The 16,870-nt window shown below is 67.8% G+C and carries 13 protein-coding genes; 4 read left to right on the top strand and 9 right to left on the bottom strand.

Features of this window, described 5'->3' with window-relative positions; all coding sequences use genetic code 11:
• Positions 1 to 116: 116 nt before the first annotated feature.
• From KL788_RS10945 to KL788_RS10930, 4 genes are read left to right on the top strand one after another with little or no spacing between them, the layout of a single operon-like run.
• A complete protein-coding gene (locus tag KL788_RS10945) occupies positions 117 to 1,268 on the top strand; it encodes a Gfo/Idh/MocA family protein (protein ID WP_293173309.1) in 1,152 nt (383 codons plus the stop codon).
• Between the two features lie 6 nt (positions 1,269 to 1,274).
• A complete protein-coding gene (locus tag KL788_RS10940; RefSeq protein WP_293171369.1) occupies positions 1,275 to 2,486 on the top strand; it encodes a dihydrodipicolinate synthase family protein in 1,212 nt (403 codons plus the stop codon).
• Positions 2,483 to 3,355, top strand: a complete 873-nt coding sequence (locus KL788_RS10935; RefSeq protein ID WP_293171366.1) for a sugar phosphate isomerase/epimerase family protein — start codon at positions 2,483 to 2,485, stop codon at positions 3,353 to 3,355. The genes KL788_RS10940 and KL788_RS10935 overlap by 4 nt, the downstream gene beginning before the upstream one ends.
• Positions 3,352 to 4,857: an alpha-N-arabinofuranosidase gene (locus KL788_RS10930; protein ID WP_293171363.1), complete on the top strand. Its 1,506-nt coding sequence runs from the start codon at positions 3,352 to 3,354 to the stop codon at positions 4,855 to 4,857. The genes KL788_RS10935 and KL788_RS10930 overlap by 4 nt, the downstream gene beginning before the upstream one ends.
• An 8-nt stretch (positions 4,858 to 4,865) precedes the next feature.
• Here KL788_RS10930 and KL788_RS10925 read toward each other — a convergent pair whose 3' ends face one another.
• From KL788_RS10925 to KL788_RS10885, 9 genes are all read right to left on the bottom strand, one after another.
• Positions 4,866 to 6,647 carry an ABC transporter ATP-binding protein gene (locus KL788_RS10925; protein ID WP_293171360.1) on the bottom strand — a complete coding sequence of 594 codons (1,782 nt, stop codon included), beginning with the start codon at positions 6,645 to 6,647 and terminating at the stop codon, positions 4,866 to 4,868.
• Positions 6,648 to 6,698: 51 nt separating this feature from the next.
• Entirely contained in the window at positions 6,699 to 7,973 is a 1,275-nt protein-coding gene (locus KL788_RS10920; protein ID WP_293171357.1) for a saccharopine dehydrogenase family protein, read from the bottom strand.
• A gap of 32 nt (positions 7,974 to 8,005) precedes the next feature.
• The gene (locus tag KL788_RS10915; protein WP_293171354.1) at positions 8,006 to 8,707 is read right to left on the bottom strand and encodes a phosphatase PAP2 family protein; all 702 of its coding nucleotides are present in this window, start codon (positions 8,705 to 8,707) and stop codon (positions 8,006 to 8,008) included.
• A 133-nt stretch (positions 8,708 to 8,840) separates the two neighbouring features.
• Positions 8,841 to 10,076: a multiple monosaccharide ABC transporter permease gene (gene mmsB / locus KL788_RS10910; protein WP_293171351.1), complete on the bottom strand. Its 1,236-nt coding sequence runs from the start codon at positions 10,074 to 10,076 to the stop codon at positions 8,841 to 8,843.
• Positions 10,076 to 11,605: a multiple monosaccharide ABC transporter ATP-binding protein gene (gene mmsA / locus KL788_RS10905; RefSeq protein ID WP_293171348.1), complete on the bottom strand. Its 1,530-nt coding sequence runs from the start codon at positions 11,603 to 11,605 to the stop codon at positions 10,076 to 10,078. Before mmsA ends, mmsB begins: the two co-directional genes overlap by 1 nt.
• Positions 11,606 to 11,713: 108 nt before the next feature.
• Complete coding sequence (chvE, locus tag KL788_RS10900) at positions 11,714 to 12,832, bottom strand: multiple monosaccharide ABC transporter substrate-binding protein (RefSeq protein WP_293171345.1); 1,119 nt, start codon at positions 12,830 to 12,832, stop codon at positions 11,714 to 11,716.
• Between the two features lie 113 nt (positions 12,833 to 12,945).
• Positions 12,946 to 14,466, bottom strand: a complete 1,521-nt coding sequence (gene araA, locus KL788_RS10895; RefSeq protein ID WP_293171342.1) for an L-arabinose isomerase — start codon at positions 14,464 to 14,466, stop codon at positions 12,946 to 12,948.
• Positions 14,463 to 16,097, bottom strand: coding sequence for a xylulokinase (locus tag KL788_RS10890; protein ID WP_293171339.1), 1,635 nt, complete (start codon positions 16,095 to 16,097; stop codon positions 14,463 to 14,465). The genes araA and KL788_RS10890 overlap by 4 nt, the downstream gene beginning before the upstream one ends.
• Positions 16,094 to 16,819: an L-ribulose-5-phosphate 4-epimerase gene (locus KL788_RS10885; protein WP_293171336.1), complete on the bottom strand. Its 726-nt coding sequence runs from the start codon at positions 16,817 to 16,819 to the stop codon at positions 16,094 to 16,096. The genes KL788_RS10890 and KL788_RS10885 overlap by 4 nt, the downstream gene beginning before the upstream one ends.
• Positions 16,820 to 16,870 lie beyond the last annotated feature (51 nt).

The following is a 16,870-nucleotide window of genomic DNA, read 5'->3' as shown; positions in this document are numbered from 1 at the left end:
GTTTGGTAAACGCTTTCCCGTGTAGAGGAGCGCTGGCGCGCCCGCCGTGCGGAACCCGCCAGACCGACCCCAGAGCAGAGAGAACCACCGTGTCAGAGTCGACCATCGGCATCATCATGAACGGCGCCTCCGGGCGCATGGGCTACCGGCAGCACCTCGTGCGGTCGATCCTCGCGATTCGCGACCAGGGCGGCGTCGAGCTCGCCGACGGTCGCCGCGTGCAGGTGCGCCCCCTTCTCGTCGGGCGCAACGAAGAGAAGCTCGCCGAGCTCGCCCGCCGTCACGAGATCGCCGACTACACGACCGACCTCGACGCGGCGCTCGCCGACGACCAGTGGCAGATCTACGCCGACTTCCTCGTCACGAAGGCGCGTTTCGGCGCCATTCAGAAGGCGATCGCGGCCGGCAAGGCGATCTACACCGAGAAGCCGACCGCCGAATCGTACGATGACGCGCTGACCCTCGCGCGCCTCGCCGCCGAGGCAGGTGTCAAGAACGGTGTCGTGCACGACAAGCTCTACCTGCCCGGTCTGCAGAAGCTCAAGCGCCTCGTCGACTCGGGCTTCTTCGGCCGCATCCTCAGCGTGCGTGGCGAGTTCGGGTACTGGGTCTTCGAGGGCGACTGGCACCCCTCGCAGCGCCCGAGCTGGAACTACCGCAGCGAAGACGGCGGCGGCATCACAGTCGACATGTTCCCGCACTGGAGCTACGTGCTCGAGAACCTCTTCGGCCGCGTCGAGTCGGTGTACTCGCGCGCCGTCACCCACATTCCCGCCCGCGTCGACGAGGCGGGCCAGCCCTACGCCGCCACCGCCGACGACGCCGCCTATGCGGTCTTCGAGCTCGAGGGCGGCATCATCGCCCAGCTCAACTCGAGCTGGACGGTGCGAGTCGACCGCGACGAGCTCGTGCAGTTCCAGGTCGACGGCACGCACGGCTCAGCCGTCGTGGGGCTGTTCGGGTGCAAGATCCAGCCGCGCAACGCGACCCCCAAGCCGGTGTGGAACCCCGACCTCGTCGACGAGATCGACTACGACTCGACGTGGGTCGATGTGCCCACCAACGAGATCTTCGAGAACGGCTTCAAGACGCAGTGGGAGGACTTCATCCGCCACGTCGTCGACGACGCCCCGAACCACTATGACTTCCTCGCCGGCGCCCGCGGCATGCTGCTCGCCGAGAAGGGTCTCGAGTCGTCGCGCGACGGTCGCCGCGTCGACGTGCCGGTCGTGACGATCGACGCCCCGGTGGGCGCGGCGACGGCGTAGTCGACGATGGATGCCCTGACTCTGGTCTCGGCCGAGGGCGTCGTCTCGAGCATCCCGCTCGCCGACGCCCCCGCGCTGACACGGCCCACCGCGCCGCTGCGCAGCCGCGTCGCCTACGCCGCAGCGCATGTCGTGCCCGCGACGCACGCTGAGAATGTGCCGGGGCACCCGGCCGAGATCGACTGGGAGTCGACGCTGGCGTTTCGCCATCACCTGTGGTCATGGGGCCTCGGCGTCGCAGACGCGATGGATACCGCGCAGCGCAACATGGGCCTCGACGCCGCTGCGACGCGCGAGCTCGTTCGCCGCAGCGCCGCCGAAGCACGCAGCGTGGGCGGCGCTGTCGTCGTCGGGGTCAACACCGATCACGTCGACGAGACCACGATCTCGCTGCCCGCGGTCATCGACGCCTACCGGCAGCAGCTGCACGAGACTGAAGAGGCGGGCGCGGGCGTCGTGCTCATGGCAAGCCGTCACCTCGCGCGTGTGGCCGAGAGCGCCGATGACTACGTGCGCGTGTACGACGCCGTGCTGCAGCAGGCCACGACCCCGGTCGTGCTGCACTGGCTCGGCACCGCCTTCGACCCGCAGCTCGCCGGGTACTTCGGCAGCGACGACACCGAGGTTGCGACCCGCACGCTGCTGCGCATCATCGAGGGCAACCCCGACACCGTGCGCGGTGTGAAGATGAGCCTGCTGGATGCTGATGCCGAGATCGCCGTGCGCGCAGCCCTGCCCGCGCACGCGCGCATGCTCACGGGCGACGACTTCCACTACGTGAGCCTCATCGAGGGCGACGGCCGCCACCACTCCGACGCGCTGCTCGGGGCGTTTGCCGCGCTCGGCCCGCTCGCCTCGGCGGCGATCCAGCGGCTCGACGCCGACGACGTCGACGGGTACCGCGCGCTGCTCGGCCCGACCGAAGAGCTCTCGCGGCAGATCTTCGCCGCGCCCACCTGGTTCTACAAGACGGGCGTCGCCTTCCTGTCGTGGCTCAACGGCCACCAGCCCGGCTTCTCGATGGTCGGCGGGTTGCACGCCGGACGCAGTATTCCGCACCTGTCGCGCATCGTCGAACTCTCCAACGCTTGCGGGGCGCTCGAGCGCCCCGAGCTCGCCCTCGAGCGGTGGCACGCGCTGCTCGCCGTGCACGGAGTGGCCGCGCCGGCTGCGACGACCCGCGGCGGTGCGCTCGCGGGGGCGGGGCTCGCGCGATGAGCATCCACCGTCTGTCGCTCAATCAAGCGACGATCAAGCATGCGAGCCTCTCCCAGGCTCTCGAGGTCACCGCAGCCGCGGGCATCGAGGCGATCGGACTGTGGCGCGAGCCCGTGGCCGAGGTCGGTCTTGCGCGGGCTGCGACGATGCTGGCCGCGAGCGGACTGCGCTTCTCAAGCCTGTGCCGCACGGGCTTCGCGACCGACCCCGAAGGGCCGACCCGGCGCGCGGCGATCGACGAGAACCTGCGCGGCATCGACGAGACCGCGACGCTCGCCGGCGCGGGCGCGCCCGGCTCGGCCGCCGTGCTCGTCCTCGTGGCGGGCGGGTTGCCCGAGGGCTCGCGCGATCTCGTCGGCGCTCGCTCGCGCTTCGCCGAGGCGCTCGATGAACTCGCCCCGCACGCCGCTGCAGCCGGAGTCACCCTCGCCATCGAGGCCCTGCACCCCATGTACGCGAGCGACCGCGCTGTCGTCTCGACGCTCGCTCAGGCCCTCGACCTCGCAGCGCCCTATGCGCCCGAGACGGTCGGCGTCGTGATCGACAGCTTTCACGTCTGGTGGGACCCAGCGCTGCTGCCGAGCATCGAGCGCGCCGGAGCCGAAGGGCGCATCGCGAGTTATCAGGCCTGCGACTGGCGCACACCGCTGCCCGCCGACGTGCTGCTCTCGCGCGTCTACCCGGGCGAGGGCATGATCGATTTCGCGACCATGACGCGTGCGGTCGAACAGGCCGGATACGCCGGCGATATCGAGGTCGAGCTGTTTCACGCCGACATCTGGGCCGACGACTTCGCCGCCGTCGCACAGCGCACCGCCGACGGATACGCTGGCGCTGTGGCCCCGTATCTGTCAGCAGCACGCGCGTGAGCAGCGCCCGCCTCAGCATCCACCCGGCCTTCGCGATCGGCGAGGTCGACCGACGAGTGTTCGGCTCGTTCGTCGAGCACCTCGGGCGCGCCGTCTACTCGGGCATCTACGAGCCCGGTCACCCCACGGCCGATGCCGAGGGGTGGCGCGGTGACGTGGCCGAGCTGACCCGCGAGCTGGGCACGACCGTGGTGCGCTACCCCGGCGGCAACTTCGTGTCGAACTATCGGTGGGAAGACGGAGTCGGCCCGCGCGATCAGCGCCCCACGCGCATCGACCTCGCGTGGCGCACGATCGAGCCAAACGCTGTCGGCACCGACGACTTCATGCGGTGGTGCCGTCTCACCGGCACCGAGCCGATGATGGCCGTGAACCTCGGCACGCGCGGCGCAGCCGAAGCTGCCGATCTCGTCGAATACTGCAACATCGACGGCGGCACGACCTTGAGCGAGCTACGTCGGGCGAATGGCGCTGACGAGCCGCACGGCATTCGGCTGTGGTGCCTCGGCAACGAGATGGACGGCCCCTGGCAGATCGGCCACAAGTCGGCCGACGACTACGGTCGGCTCGCGAGCCAAGCAGCGCAGGCGATGCGGCGCGTCGACCCGAGCATCGAGCTCGTCGCGTGCGGCAGCAGCGCCCGCGACATGGCGACCTTCGGCGAGTGGGAGCGGGTGGTGCTCGAGCACACCTTCGACGACGTCGAGTACATCTCGGTGCACGCCTACTATCAGGAGCGCGACGGCGATCGCGCGAGCTTTCTTGCGTCGGGTGCCTCGTTCGAAGCATTTCTGCACGAGGTCATCGCCACAGCAGACGCCGTCGCAGCGAAGCGCCACTCGACCAAACGGATCAAGCTCTCGGTCGACGAGTGGAACGTCTGGTACATCGACGACTTCGCCGGCGAGACCAACCTCGAGCTGCTCGAACGGCCGCGCCTCATCGAAGACGTCTACTCGGCCCTCGACGCCGTCGTGGTCGCCGACCTGCTCACCACCCTCGTGCGCAATGCCGACCGGGTGGGCGTCGCCTGCCTCGCTCAGCTCGTCAACGTCATCGCTCCGATCATGACCGAGCCTGGCGGCGACGCGTGGCGGCAGACGACGTTCGCCCCGATCGCGCTGCTGGCGCGGCATGCGCGGGGCACCGCCCTGGATGCTCGGCTCGACTCGCCCCGCCTGGCCACCGCGAAGCACGGCGAGGTCGAGGCGCTCTCGGCTGCGGTCGTCTGGAACTCCGACGAGAGCGAGCTCGTGCTTTCGGTGACGAACCGCTCGACCGAGCCCGTCGCCACGACACTCGACCACCTCGGCTTCGCGGATGTGGCGCTGGTCGACGCGCTCACCCTGCTCGCCGATGACCACGGCCCGCGGCGCACAGCCGCGGAGGTCGCCGAGGCGGCGCCGCGCGTGCTCGACGACGTGCATGTCGGCGACGGCTCGACGCAGGTGACCCTGCCGCCCGAGAGCTGGAGTCTCGTGAGGCTGCGCGCCCGCACCTAGCGACGGGCTCAGCCCGCCTGCACCCTGTGCAGCTCGGCATAGCGACCGCCAGCGGCGAGCAGTTGCTCGTGGTCGCCGACTTCGATGATGCGCCCGCGCTCGAGCACGACGATACGGTCGGCCGAGCGGATCGTGGAGAGCCGGTGAGCGACGACGAGGGTCGTGCGACCGGCCATGAGCCGCGCGAGGGCCTCGGCGATGGCCGCCTCTGACTGGCTGTCGAGCGCGCTCGTCGCCTCATCGAGCAGCAGGATGCTCGGGTCGCGCACCAGCGCCCGCGCGATCGAGAGGCGCTGCCGCTGGCCGCCCGACAGCCGCGCACCGCGCTCACCCACGATTGTGTGCCAGCCCTGCGGCAGAGCGCGAACGAGCTCGAGCGCGTTGGCATCGCGCAGCGCCCTCTCGATGCGGTCGTCTTCGACCTCGCCGAGCCCGTAGGCGATGTTGTCGCGCACGGTGCCCTCGAAGAGCACCGACTCTTGCGGCACGACCGAGACGTGCCGGCGCACACTGCGCAGGTCGAGCTCGGCCATGTCGGCGCCGTCGAGCTGTACGCGGCCGCTCGACGGCCGCACGAAGCCGAGCACCAGGTTCAGCAGTGTCGACTTGCCCGAGCCCGACGACCCGACGAAGGCGACAGTCTCTCCGGGGGCAATGTGCAGGTCGATGGCCACGAGCGCGTCGTCGGGAGCATCCGGATACCGGAAGGCAACTCCCTCAAGAGCGAGCTCGCCGCGCACCGTGTCGACCGCGCGGCGGCCCTCGTTGCGCTCGAGATCGGGCTCTTGCAGCACCTCGGCGATCGAGCGCACCGACTCGGTACCGCGCGCGATGATCGGCAGCAGCATGAGCAGACCCGTCGCGCTCGTGGTGAGCAGCGCGAAGTACGAACTCAGCAGCACGACCTCGCCCGCCGAGATCGGCAGTAGCCCGGTGAGCGAGAACCAGGCGGCGAGCACGAGGCAGCCGACGCCGAGCAACTGCAGGCTCACCCACGAGAGCGAGGCGAAGCGGCCGTTGAGAAGGTCGAGGGCGAAACCCGCGCTGCGCACGCCTTCCGCACCCGCGGCGACCCGCTCGCGCGCGACCGACTCGAGGCCGTGCGCGCGCGTGATCGGCATGAGCGTCGCCATCTCGCCGACGCGCGCCGAGAAGTGCTCGACCTCGCGGCGAAAGGTCTCGTTGCGCGCATCGCTACGACGCTGCAGTAGCGACTTCAGGGCCACGGCAAGCGGAATCGCGAGCGCGTAGACCGGCAAGAATTGCGGCACGGTGATCGCCGTCATCGTCACGGCACCGATGAGCACCATGACCGCCGAGAGCAGTGGGTGTGCCGTCTGCTGCAGCATCACCTCGACGTTCTCGACATCGCGCACGACCTTCGTCTGCACGATCGCCGAGTTGGCCCGCGCGTGAAAGCCGATGGAGAGCTCTTGCAGTCGAGCAGCCAAGGCGTTGCGCAGATCGGCACCAATCGACCGCACGGCCCCCATGAAGAAGTGCGTGTAGGCAACGTGGCCGGGGTAGTTCTGCAGCAGTGCGACCACCGCGATCGCCGCCCACAGCGCAAGCGCCTCGGGCGGGCCGCCGTCGACCACGATGTCGATGATGGCAGCCGTGATGACGGGCATGAGCCAGAGGGGCGTGTCTTTCAGGCCGAAAAATACGAGCGCGGCGAGCACGCGTCGACGGTGGATGCCGAGAAGTCGCAACACGCTGCGACCTGCCCGGCGACCGTCGACTGCGCTCTGCACGGCAGCAAGATCGCGGGAAAGCGGTTGCCGAGCCATGCCTTGACTCTACGACCTCGGCGCCCGCGATCGTGCGTCAGGCGAGCCGCGCTAGGCCGGCGTGCGCTCCTGCAGACCCCAAGCCTGACCGTAGCCGCCCTCGCTCTCGGGCAGCGCCATGAGGTCGAGGAAGAGTTTGGCGTCGAAGGCCTCCGGGCCGAGCACTCCGGCGCCGCTCCAGGCGCCGGTCGCGAGCAGTTCGAGCGCAATGACGGGGTTGAGCGCGGTCTGCCACACGACGCACTGCGCCTCGTACTCGGCCATCGTGCACTCGTTGTCGCTCACGTGGTACAGGTAGACGTCGCGAGGCGAGCCGTCGACCCCGGTGCCGGTGACCCAGAGGCCCGCGCAGGTCTTGCCGGTCATCCGCGGGCCCAGCGTGGCCGGGTCGGGCAGTCCCGCGGCGACGACGTCGCGCGGTGCCACCTCGACGGGCCCGTTCTTCGACCGCACGCGGATCGGCTCGGTCTTGTCGAGGCCCAGTTGGTTGAGGGTCTTGAGAATGCCGATGAACTCGTCGCCGAGCCCGTACTTGAAGGTCACGCGCTTCGCGTCGAGCCAGCGCGGCATGAGCAGCACTTCTTCATGCTCGACGTTGACGCACTCGACGGGGCCGATACCCTCCGGAAAATCGAAGACTTCCGGCTCGCTGAACGGCGGCGTCGTGAACCAGCCCGTGCCCTTCTCCCAAATGACGGGCGGGTTGAGGCATTCTTCGATCGTCGTCCAGATGCTGAACGAGGGGGCAAAAATCTCGTTGCCCTCGTCATCGCGCACGACCAGATTGGCACCATCGCGCGTTCCCAACTCATCGACCTCGCTGAACAGGTGGTCGACGGCATAGCGCGCAAAGACGTCGCTGAGACCGGGCTCGACGCCCATGCCAACGAGCGCGAGACGGCCCGCCGACTCCCACTCATCAGCCACCGCGAACTGCTCGTCGCCGAGCTTCACACCCGTCTCGCTGTAGGGGTTCTCGGGATGCGGCTTCGACAGGCTCATCGCCATGTCCATGTAGTCGGCACCAGCGGCCTTCGCGCCCTCGAAGATGGGCATCACGAACTTGGGCTCGACCGCGTTCATGACGTGGGTCGCACCGTGCTCGCGGGCGACCTTCTCGACGACCGCGGCGTCAGAGGCGTCAATCTGTGCCGCGACGAAGCGATCGCCCTGCGGCCCGTGCTTCTGCTCGATCCAGGCGATCGTGCGCTCGGCGCGCGCCGGGTCGTAATCGCTCACGATGATCTGCTCGAAGAACGAGCGGCGGGCGGCGATCTTGGCGATGGCATCTCCGACGCCACCGGCGCCGACAAGCAGGATTCTCATGCGGTCATGTTATCCAACTGGACAACAGAGCGCTAGAGGGGATGCCTGCTCTGCGCCGACCGGGGCGATCGTGGCTCGGCGCTCAACCGGTCAGCGATCGGCGCCCAGAGGGCCACGGCGATGCCCGCGCCGATGAGTGCGCCGCCGATCGTGTCGGTGAGCCAGTGCACACCGAGGTAGGTGCGGCTGAGCGCCATCGCGACCACGTACCCCAACGCGACGAGCCAGATCCACCAGCGACGGTCGGAACCGAGGCCGAAGACGAGCGCGACCACGACGGCGATGGTCGCCGCGTTCGCGACATGGCCCGAGGGAAAGGAGCCCTCGTCACTCGCGACGAGCATGAGCTCTGGCCGCGCGCGGTCGAACAGTGTCTTGAGCAGCTGCACGACAGCCGCACTCACGATCGCCGCCACGAGCGAGAAGCCCGCCGCCCACGGTCGACGCAGGGCGAGCAGCCAGATCACCATCGCGACCGGCACGATCACGATGCCGACGACATGCCCGCCGATCCAGTCGAGCAGCAGCGCAGGCACGTCCCACCACGGACCGCGTTCCTCGAGCAGGTCGTCCATCCATTCCTGATCGAGGCTGCCAGGCGCCTCACGCACCACCAGCAACAGCCCGAGCAGCATGGCTATGCCCACTGCCACCGACCCCGTGATGATCGGCCAGCGACGTCGAACTCGACGGCTCGACGCGCTCGACCCCGCAACGGAGGTCTCTGGGGTCATCGGCGAACTCATCCGCCAGACCTTACCGAAGGGGCCTGAGCACCGACGGCGCCTGGGGGCGCACTCCGTTTCGCGATCCGCTCATGCGACGAGGGGGCGGCATGCCGGCCACCCCCTCGTCACGAGTCCTCGATCAGCGAGCGACGCTCGTGCCCGACCGACGCTTGTTGTAGACATCGAAGGCGACGGCGAGCAAGAGCACGAGGCCCTTGACGGCCTGCTGCCACTCGATGCCGATGCCCATGATCGACATGCCGTTGTTGAGCACGCCGATGATGAGGCCACCGATGATGGCGCCACCGATGGTGCCGATGCCGCCCTGCACCGCAGCGCCGCCGATGAACGCGGCCGAAATGGCCTCGAGCTCGAAGCCGTCACCGGCCTTCGGCCCTGCCAGGTTCAGACGGGCCGTGAAGATCAGACCGGCCATGGCGGCGAGCAGACCCATGTTGACGAACAGCCAGAAGTCGACTGAGCGCGTCTTGACGCCCGACAGTTCGGCGGCACGTCGGTTGCCACCCACAGCGTAGATGTGGCGGCCGAAGACCGTGCGGTTGGCGACGATGCCGTAGACCATCACGAGCACCGCGAGAATCACCAGCGTCACCGGAACACCCTTGAAGCTCGCAAGTGCGAAGAAGAACGCTCCGATACCGGCCGCGACGAGGGCCATCTTCGCGATGAACCAGACCGTCGGGTCGACCTCTTGGCCGTACTTCTTGCGGCCGGCACGCGTGCGCATCTGCTGCACGACGAGGCCCACGATAGCGATCAAGCCGATCAGCAGAGTGATGACGTCAATTTGGTCGGGCCCAATATCGAACGGCAAGTCGATGAATCCGTTGCCGAGAGCCCGGTACTCCTCGGGGAACGAGCCGATGTTCGAGTTGCCGAGCGTGATGAGCGCGAGACCTCTGAAGATGAGCATGCCCGCGAGCGTCACGATGAACGCGGGTATGCCGACGTAGGCGATCCAGAACCCCTGCCAGGCTCCCACGATGAGGCCGACGACGAGGGCGCCGATGATGGCGAGCCACCACGGAAAACCGAGGTCTCTGATGAAGACGCCCGAGATGGCACCGATGAAGGCGGCGATCGAGCCGACCGACAGGTCGATGTGCCCTGCCACGATGACGAGAACCATGCCGATGGCGAGCACCAGAATGTAGCCGTTCTGCACGACGAGGTTCGAGATGTTCTGCGGCCTCAGCAGAATGCCGTTCGTCGTGATCGAGAACAGCACGACCACGGCGATGAGCGCGAGGAAGATGCCGTTCTTACCGAGATCGGTGACGATCAGCTGCAGAGTGGTGGGCAGTTTGATGCCGCCGGACGATTTCGGCGGGGTCGTGGTTGCGGTGTCAGACATTAGCGCTGCTTCTCCAGGGTCATGAGCTTGAGGAGGGCTTCGGGGGTGGCGTCGGCCACCGGCATCTCACCGGTGATCCGGCCCTCGGAGAGGGCGTAGATGCGATCGCAGATGCCCAGCAGTTCGGGCAGCTCAGAGGAAATGACGATGATCGCCTTTCCCTCGCTCGCGAGGCGGTTGATGATCGTGTAGATCTCGTACTTCGCACCGACGTCGATGCCGCGCGTCGGTTCGTCGAGAATCAGCACGTCGGGGTTCGAGTAGATCCACTTCGAGAGCACGACCTTCTGCTGGTTGCCGCCCGACAACTGACCGGCCTTCGTGAGCACCGTCGGAGCCTTGATGTTCATGCTCTGTCGGTATTCGTTGGCGACTTTGTATTCTTCGTTGTCGTCGACAAGGCCCATGCGCACGAGCTTGCGCAGCGACGCCATCGAGATGTTGCGCTTGATGTCTTCGATGAGGTTGAGCCCGAACATCTTGCGGTCTTCGGTGGCGTAGGCGATGCCATTGCGAATCGCTTCGTCGACCGACCGGGTCTTGATCTCGACCCCGCCCTTGAAGACCTTGCCGCTGATGCGGCTGCCGTAGGTCTGCCCGAACAGGCTCATGGCGAACTCGGTGCGCCCGGCGCCCATGAGGCCCGCAATGCCGACAATCTCGCCAGCACGCACATTCAGGTCGACGCTGTCGACGATCACCCGGCTGGGGTCTTGCGGGTGGTGAGCGGTCCAGTTCTCGACGCGCAACACCTCCTCGCCGATGTGCGGCGTGTGGTCGGGGTACCGGTGCTCGAGATCGCGGCCGACCATGCCCTTGATGATGCGGTCTTCCGAGACATCGGCGTGCTGAATGGTCTCGATGGTCTTGCCGTCGCGGATCACGGTGACCGAGTCTGCGACCTTCTTGATCTCGTTGAGCTTGTGGCTGATGATGATCGACGTGATGCCCTGCCCCTTGAGGTGCTGCATCAGGTCGAGCAGGTGGTCGGAGTCGCTGTCGTTGAGCGCGGCAGTCGGCTCGTCGAGAATAAGCAACTTGACTTCTTTCGACAGTGCCTTGGCGATCTCGACAAGCTGCTGCTTGCCGACGCCGATGTCGATGATGCGGCGCGTGGGGTCTTCGTCGAGTCCGACGCGCGCCAGAAGCTTCTTCGCCTCCAGGTTCGTGCGGTCCCAGTCGATGAGTCCGAGCGGACCCTTGACTTCGTTGTTCAAGAAGATGTTCTCGGCGATCGAGAGGTAGCGGCTCAAGGCCAGCTCCTGGTGAATGATGACGATGCCCTTGGCCTCGCTCGCACGAATGTCGCGGAACTCGACGACCTCGTTGTCGAAGACGATGTCGCCGTCGTAGGTGCCGTGCGGGTAGACCCCGGAGAGCACCTTCATGAGCGTCGACTTTCCGGCGCCGTTCTCACCGCAGATGGCATGGATCTCTCCGCGCGCCACCTCGAGGGTGACGTCAGAGAGCGCCTTGACACCCGGGAAGGTCTTCGTGATCGACCGCATCTCGAGGATGTTCTGGGTCACGGTTGAGCCCACTTCCTTACGTCGTTGTGGGGAGGAGCCGGTGGTGGGGAGCCTAGTCGCTCTCCCCACCACCGGCAGTCACTACATGGTGCTGGTCACGCGGTCTCGTTAGAGGCCGAGCTCCTCAGCGGTCCAGTAGCCGGTGTCGACGAGCGCCGACTCCACGTTGTCCGCAATGACCGGCACGGGGCCGAGCAGGAACGACGGCACGACGAGCACGCCGTTGTCGTACGTGGTGGTGTCGTTGATCTCCGGCTCTCCGCCTTCGAGCAGCGCGACAGCCATGCCGGCCGCGACCTTCGCGAGTTCGCGAGTGTCCTTGAAGATGGTCGCGAACTGCTCACCCGAGAGGATCGCCTTGACCGAGTCGATCTCAGCGTCCTGACCCGAGATGATCGGGAAGTCGACACCCACGGCGTAGCCAGCGTCGGTCAGGGCCGAGATGATGCCACGGCTCAGGCCGTCGTACGGCGACAGAACGGCGTTGACCTTGGTGCCGTCCGAGTAGTTCGCCGTCAGCAGGTCCTCCATGCGGCTCTGAGCAACCTCACCGTCCCAGCGGAGGGTGGCGGCCTGCTCGATGTCGGTCTGACCCGACTTGACGACGAGCGTTCCGTCATCGATCAGCGGCTGGAGAACATCCATGGCGCCGTTGAAGAAGAAGAACGCGTTGTTGTCGTCGAGCGAACCAGCGAACAGCTCGATGTTGAACGGACCCTCGGGCGCGCCGTCGACGGGGTTGCCCTCGAGGTCGGTGAGGCCGAGACCAGTCAGAACCGTCCACGCCTGCTGCTGGCCGACGAGGAAGTTGTCGAAGGTCGCATAGTAGTTGACGTTGCCCGAGTCGCGGATGAGGCGGTCGTAGGCGATGACCGGGATGTCGCTGTCAGCGGCGGTCTGCAGCACCGAGGTGAGCGTCGTGCCGTCGATCGCCGCGATGATGAGCGCCTCGGCACCCCGCGTGATCATGTTCTCGACCTGCGAGACCTGGGTGGGGATGTCGTCCTCTGCGAACTGCAGGTCGACTTCGTAGCCGGCGGCCTCGAGCTCGGCCACGAGGGCGTCGCCGTCAGCGATCCAGCGCTCCGACGAGCGGGTCGGCATGGCGACGCCGATGAGGCCTCCGCCTTCGCCGTCTCCGCCATCTGCAACCGGGGCCGAGCAGGCCGCGAGACCGAAGGTCATCGCGCCAATGGCCACGGCCGAAAGAAGAAGGTTCTTCTTCACTGTGTGTCCTTTCATAGGGGATGTGGTGGTGCTTCGGCTCTCGCCTCGACTGCGAGTCGAGAACCGTTCCCGGGGCGAACCCCGAGACGTCTAGGTGGGCGATCAGCTGGGGGTCACAGCCCCTGTGCCAATCGGTAGTAGGCGGCGTTCTGGCGCACATCGCGCTGGAACCCCTCGAGCGTGGTGCTCTCGTCGATGACGAGCAGCTCGACGCCGGCCATCGTGGCGAAGTCTCGAAAGACGTCGACACCCACTTGCGTGGTCATGACCGTGTGATGGGCGGCTCCTGCCGTCAGCCAGGCTGCGGCAGAAGTGGTGAAGTCGGGAGCGGGCTTCCACACCGCGTGTCCGACAGGTAGGTGGGGCATCGGCGCCGGGAGGGCGACGTTCTCGACGACGTTCGCCACGAGACGGAACCGATCGCGCATGTCGCTGAGAGCTGCGACGACGGCCGGGCCGGCGTCGGCTGTGAAGACCAGGCGCACGGGGTCGTCTTTGCCACCGATGCCGAGCGGGTGCACTTCGAGACGCGCCCGCTGCGTCGTCAGCGACGGGCTCACCTCGAGCATGTGGGCACCGAGAATGAGTTCGTTGCCGGGGTCGAGATGGTAGGTGTAGTCCTCCATGAGGGATGCGCCACCGGGCAGCCCGGCTCCCATCACGGCGGCCGCGCGTACGAGCACCGCGGTCTTCCAGTCGCCCTCGGCGCCGAAGCCGTAACCGTCGGCCATGAGGCGCTGCACGGCCAGACCGGGCAGCTGCTTCAGGTCGGCGAGATCCTCGAAAGAGGTGGTGAAGGCAGCGAAGCTGCCCCCTTCGAGAAACCCGCGCAACCCGAGCTCGATGGCCGCGCCGTAGCGTAGCGAGTCGTGCCTCTCGGCACCGGGGTGCAGTTCGGCGGCCACGTCGTAAAGGTCGAGGTACTCGGCCACGAGCGCTTCGATTTCGGCGTCGCCGACCGCGTGCACGGCATCGGCGAGCTCGGTGACGCCCCAGGTGTTGACCTGCACGCCGAACCGCAGCTCGGCCTCGGTCTTGTCGCCTTCGGTCACCGCGACGTAGCGCATATTGTCGCCGAAGCGGGCGAGCTTGAGCTCGTGTGTGGCGTGCCAGCCTGCTGCTGCGCGCGCCCAGACACCGACGCGCTGGGTGACGGCCGGGTTCGAGACATGCCCGACGACTGTCGTGCGCGGCACACTCAGTCGTGCGGCGATGTACCCGAACTCGCGGTCGCCGTGCGCGGCCTGGTTGAGGTTCATGAAGTCGAAGTCGATCTCGCCCCATGGCAGTTCTGCGTTGGCCTGCGTGTGCAAGTGCAGCAGCGGCTTCTGCAGCGCATCCAGACCGGCGATCCACATCTTGGCCGGGCTGAAGGTGTGCATCCACGTGATGACGCCGATGACGTTCTCCGCAGCGTTGGCTTCGCGCATGACCCGCAGAATGCTCGCCGAGTCGACGAGGGTCGGCTTCCAGACGATCGTGACCGGGATGCTCGCCGCGGCCTGGAGCCCCGCGACGACCTGCTGCGACTGCTCGGCGACCTGGCGCAGAGTCTCGTCGCCGTAGAGGTTCTGGCTGCCGGTGAGGAACCAGACCTCGTAAGTCGTCAAGTCGGGAACGATGCTGCGGGTCACGAAGAGGCTCCTTGGGGTTCAGCTGAGCGTGATGCGGGCAGGGCGTCGATCGCCCGCCGCTGAATCTCGAGGCCGGCCTCGTACTGCGCGAGGTAGGCGGTGAAGCCGGCGACGTCTGCCGGGTCGGGGGCGACGACGGTCGAGCCGCCGTGGGAGAACACGCGGCTCTCGAGGTAGTCCGCGAGGTCTGCACCGTCTTCGGTGTCGCGGGCGGCCGTGAACGAGGCGAGCAGGGCGATGCCCCACGCTCCCCCTTCGGAGGCGCTCTCGGCGACGCCGACGGGCGCATCGAGCGCGGCGGCGAGCAGTCGTTGAGCGACACCCGCGGTGCGGAAGAGACCGCCGTGGGCCTGCATGAGGTCGATCGTGACGCCCTCATCGTGCAGGGTGCGCATGCCGAGGCTCAGCGTGGCGAAAACCCCGTAGACGAGTGCGCGCATGGTGTTGGCCAGCGACAGCTCGCTCTCGGGGGTGCGCACGATGAGCGGGCGCCCCTCGCTCAGGTCGGCGATCGGCTCGCCGGCGACCTGGTTGTAGGCGAACACGCCGCCAGCGTCGGCAGCACCGTCGAGTGCCTCGAGCAGCAGCAGGCGGTAGGCCTCGTCCGCGTCGATCGGCGACCCCGTGAGCTCGGCGAACCGGCGGAAGACACCGACCCAGGCGGCGAGCTCGCTCGTGCCGTTGTTGCAGTGCACCATCGCGACCGGGTGACCGGCGGGCGTCGCGACGACATCGAGCTCGGGGTGCACGCGCTGCAGCGGCTTCGCCAGCACGACCATCGCGAAGATGCTGGTTCCGGCGCTCACGTTACCCGTGCCCGGTGCCACCGCGTTCGTCGCGACCATACCGGTTCCGGCGTCGCCCTCGGGCGGGCAGAAGACAGCGCCCGGCTGCAGTGCGCCGGTCGGGTCGAGCAGCGCTGCACCCTCGGCGGTGAGCGCGCCCGCGGTGGCACCGGCGGGGAGGATCGAGGGCAGCATCCGTCGCAACGGCGTCGCCAATGCCGACCCTGCGACGGTCGCGTCGTACTGCGCCAGCATGCCGGGGTCGTAGTCGGCCCCCTCCGCATCGATCGGGAACATTCCCGAGGCGTCGCCGACGCCGAGCGCGCGCTCGCCGGTCAGTCGCCAGTGCACGTAGCCCGCCAGCGTGGTCACGAATCGCACGTCGGCCACGTGGCTCTCGCCGTTGAGCACCGCTTGGTGCAGGTGGGCGATCGACCAGCGCAGCGGAATGTTCACGCCGAACAGGCCGGTGAGCTCGGCCGCAGCCGCAGCGGTGCTCGTGTTGCGCCAGGTGCGAAAGGGCACGAGCAACTCGTCGCGCTCGTCGAAGGCGAGGTAGCCGTGCATCATCGCAGAGACGCCGATCGCCGCGAATTGCGTCGGCGCTTCGCCATGCCGGGCGCGCGCGTCGTCGACGAGGGCCGCGAAGGCGCTCTGCAGGCCCGCCCACACGTCGTCAAGGCCGTAGGTCCAGACGCCGTCGACGAGCTCGTTCTGCCACTCGTGCGATCCAACCGCGAGCACGTTGGTCGGGTTCTCGCCGACCAGGCAGGCCTTGATGCGCGTCGAACCGAGCTCGATGCCGAGCACGGCGCGGCCCTCGGCGATGAGCGTCGCAGCGGTCATCGCGCTACACCGCCCTGCTGGTCCGCGGCGGCCTTCTGGCCGTAGACGTTCTGGTAGCGGTCGAAGAGGGCGTCGATCGCGTCGGGCGCGATGGTCACGAGCTCACCGCCCTGGCGAGCGATGTGCACCGTGCGGGCCACGTCTTCGACCATGACCGCGGCCTTGACGGCATCGCGGGCATCAGAGCCGATCGTGAACGGCCCGTGGTTGCGCATGAGCACGGCACGCGAGCGGTGACCCGTGAGGGTCTCGACGATGCCGCGGCCGATCGAGTCGTCGCCGATGATGGCGAACGGCCCCACCGGAATTTCGCCGCCGAACTCGTCGGCCATCGCGGTGATGACGCAGGGAATCGCCTCGGCGCGAGCGGCCCACGCGGTGGCGTAGGTCGAGTGCGTGTGCACTACTCCGCCGACGTGCGGCATGTGGCGGTAGACGTAGGCCTGCGCGGCAGTGTCACTCGAGGGGCTGCGGTCGCTGCCGGGGGTGTCGGGCACGACGTCGCCATCGAACGTGCACAAGATCATGTTCGAGGGGTCGAGGTCGTCGTAGTCGACGCCGCTCGGCTTGATGACAAAGAGGTCGGCACCGGGCACCCGCCCCGAGACATTGCCACCCGTCCACACCACGAGCCCGTAGCGCACGAGCTCGGCGTGCAGCGCGGCGACCTCGTCGCGAACGCGCGCAACGGCGACCTGCACTTCGGGGCTCAGCGCGTTCACGGGACTCCATCGTCACTGTGGCGACGGATGCCCGGCGCCGGGGGTGGATCA

It is taken from the genome of Microcella sp. (assembly GCF_019739195.1).
Lineage (GTDB): Bacteria > Actinomycetota > Actinomycetes > Actinomycetales > Microbacteriaceae > Microcella.
This window is presented reverse-complemented; position numbering and strand designations above follow the sequence as displayed.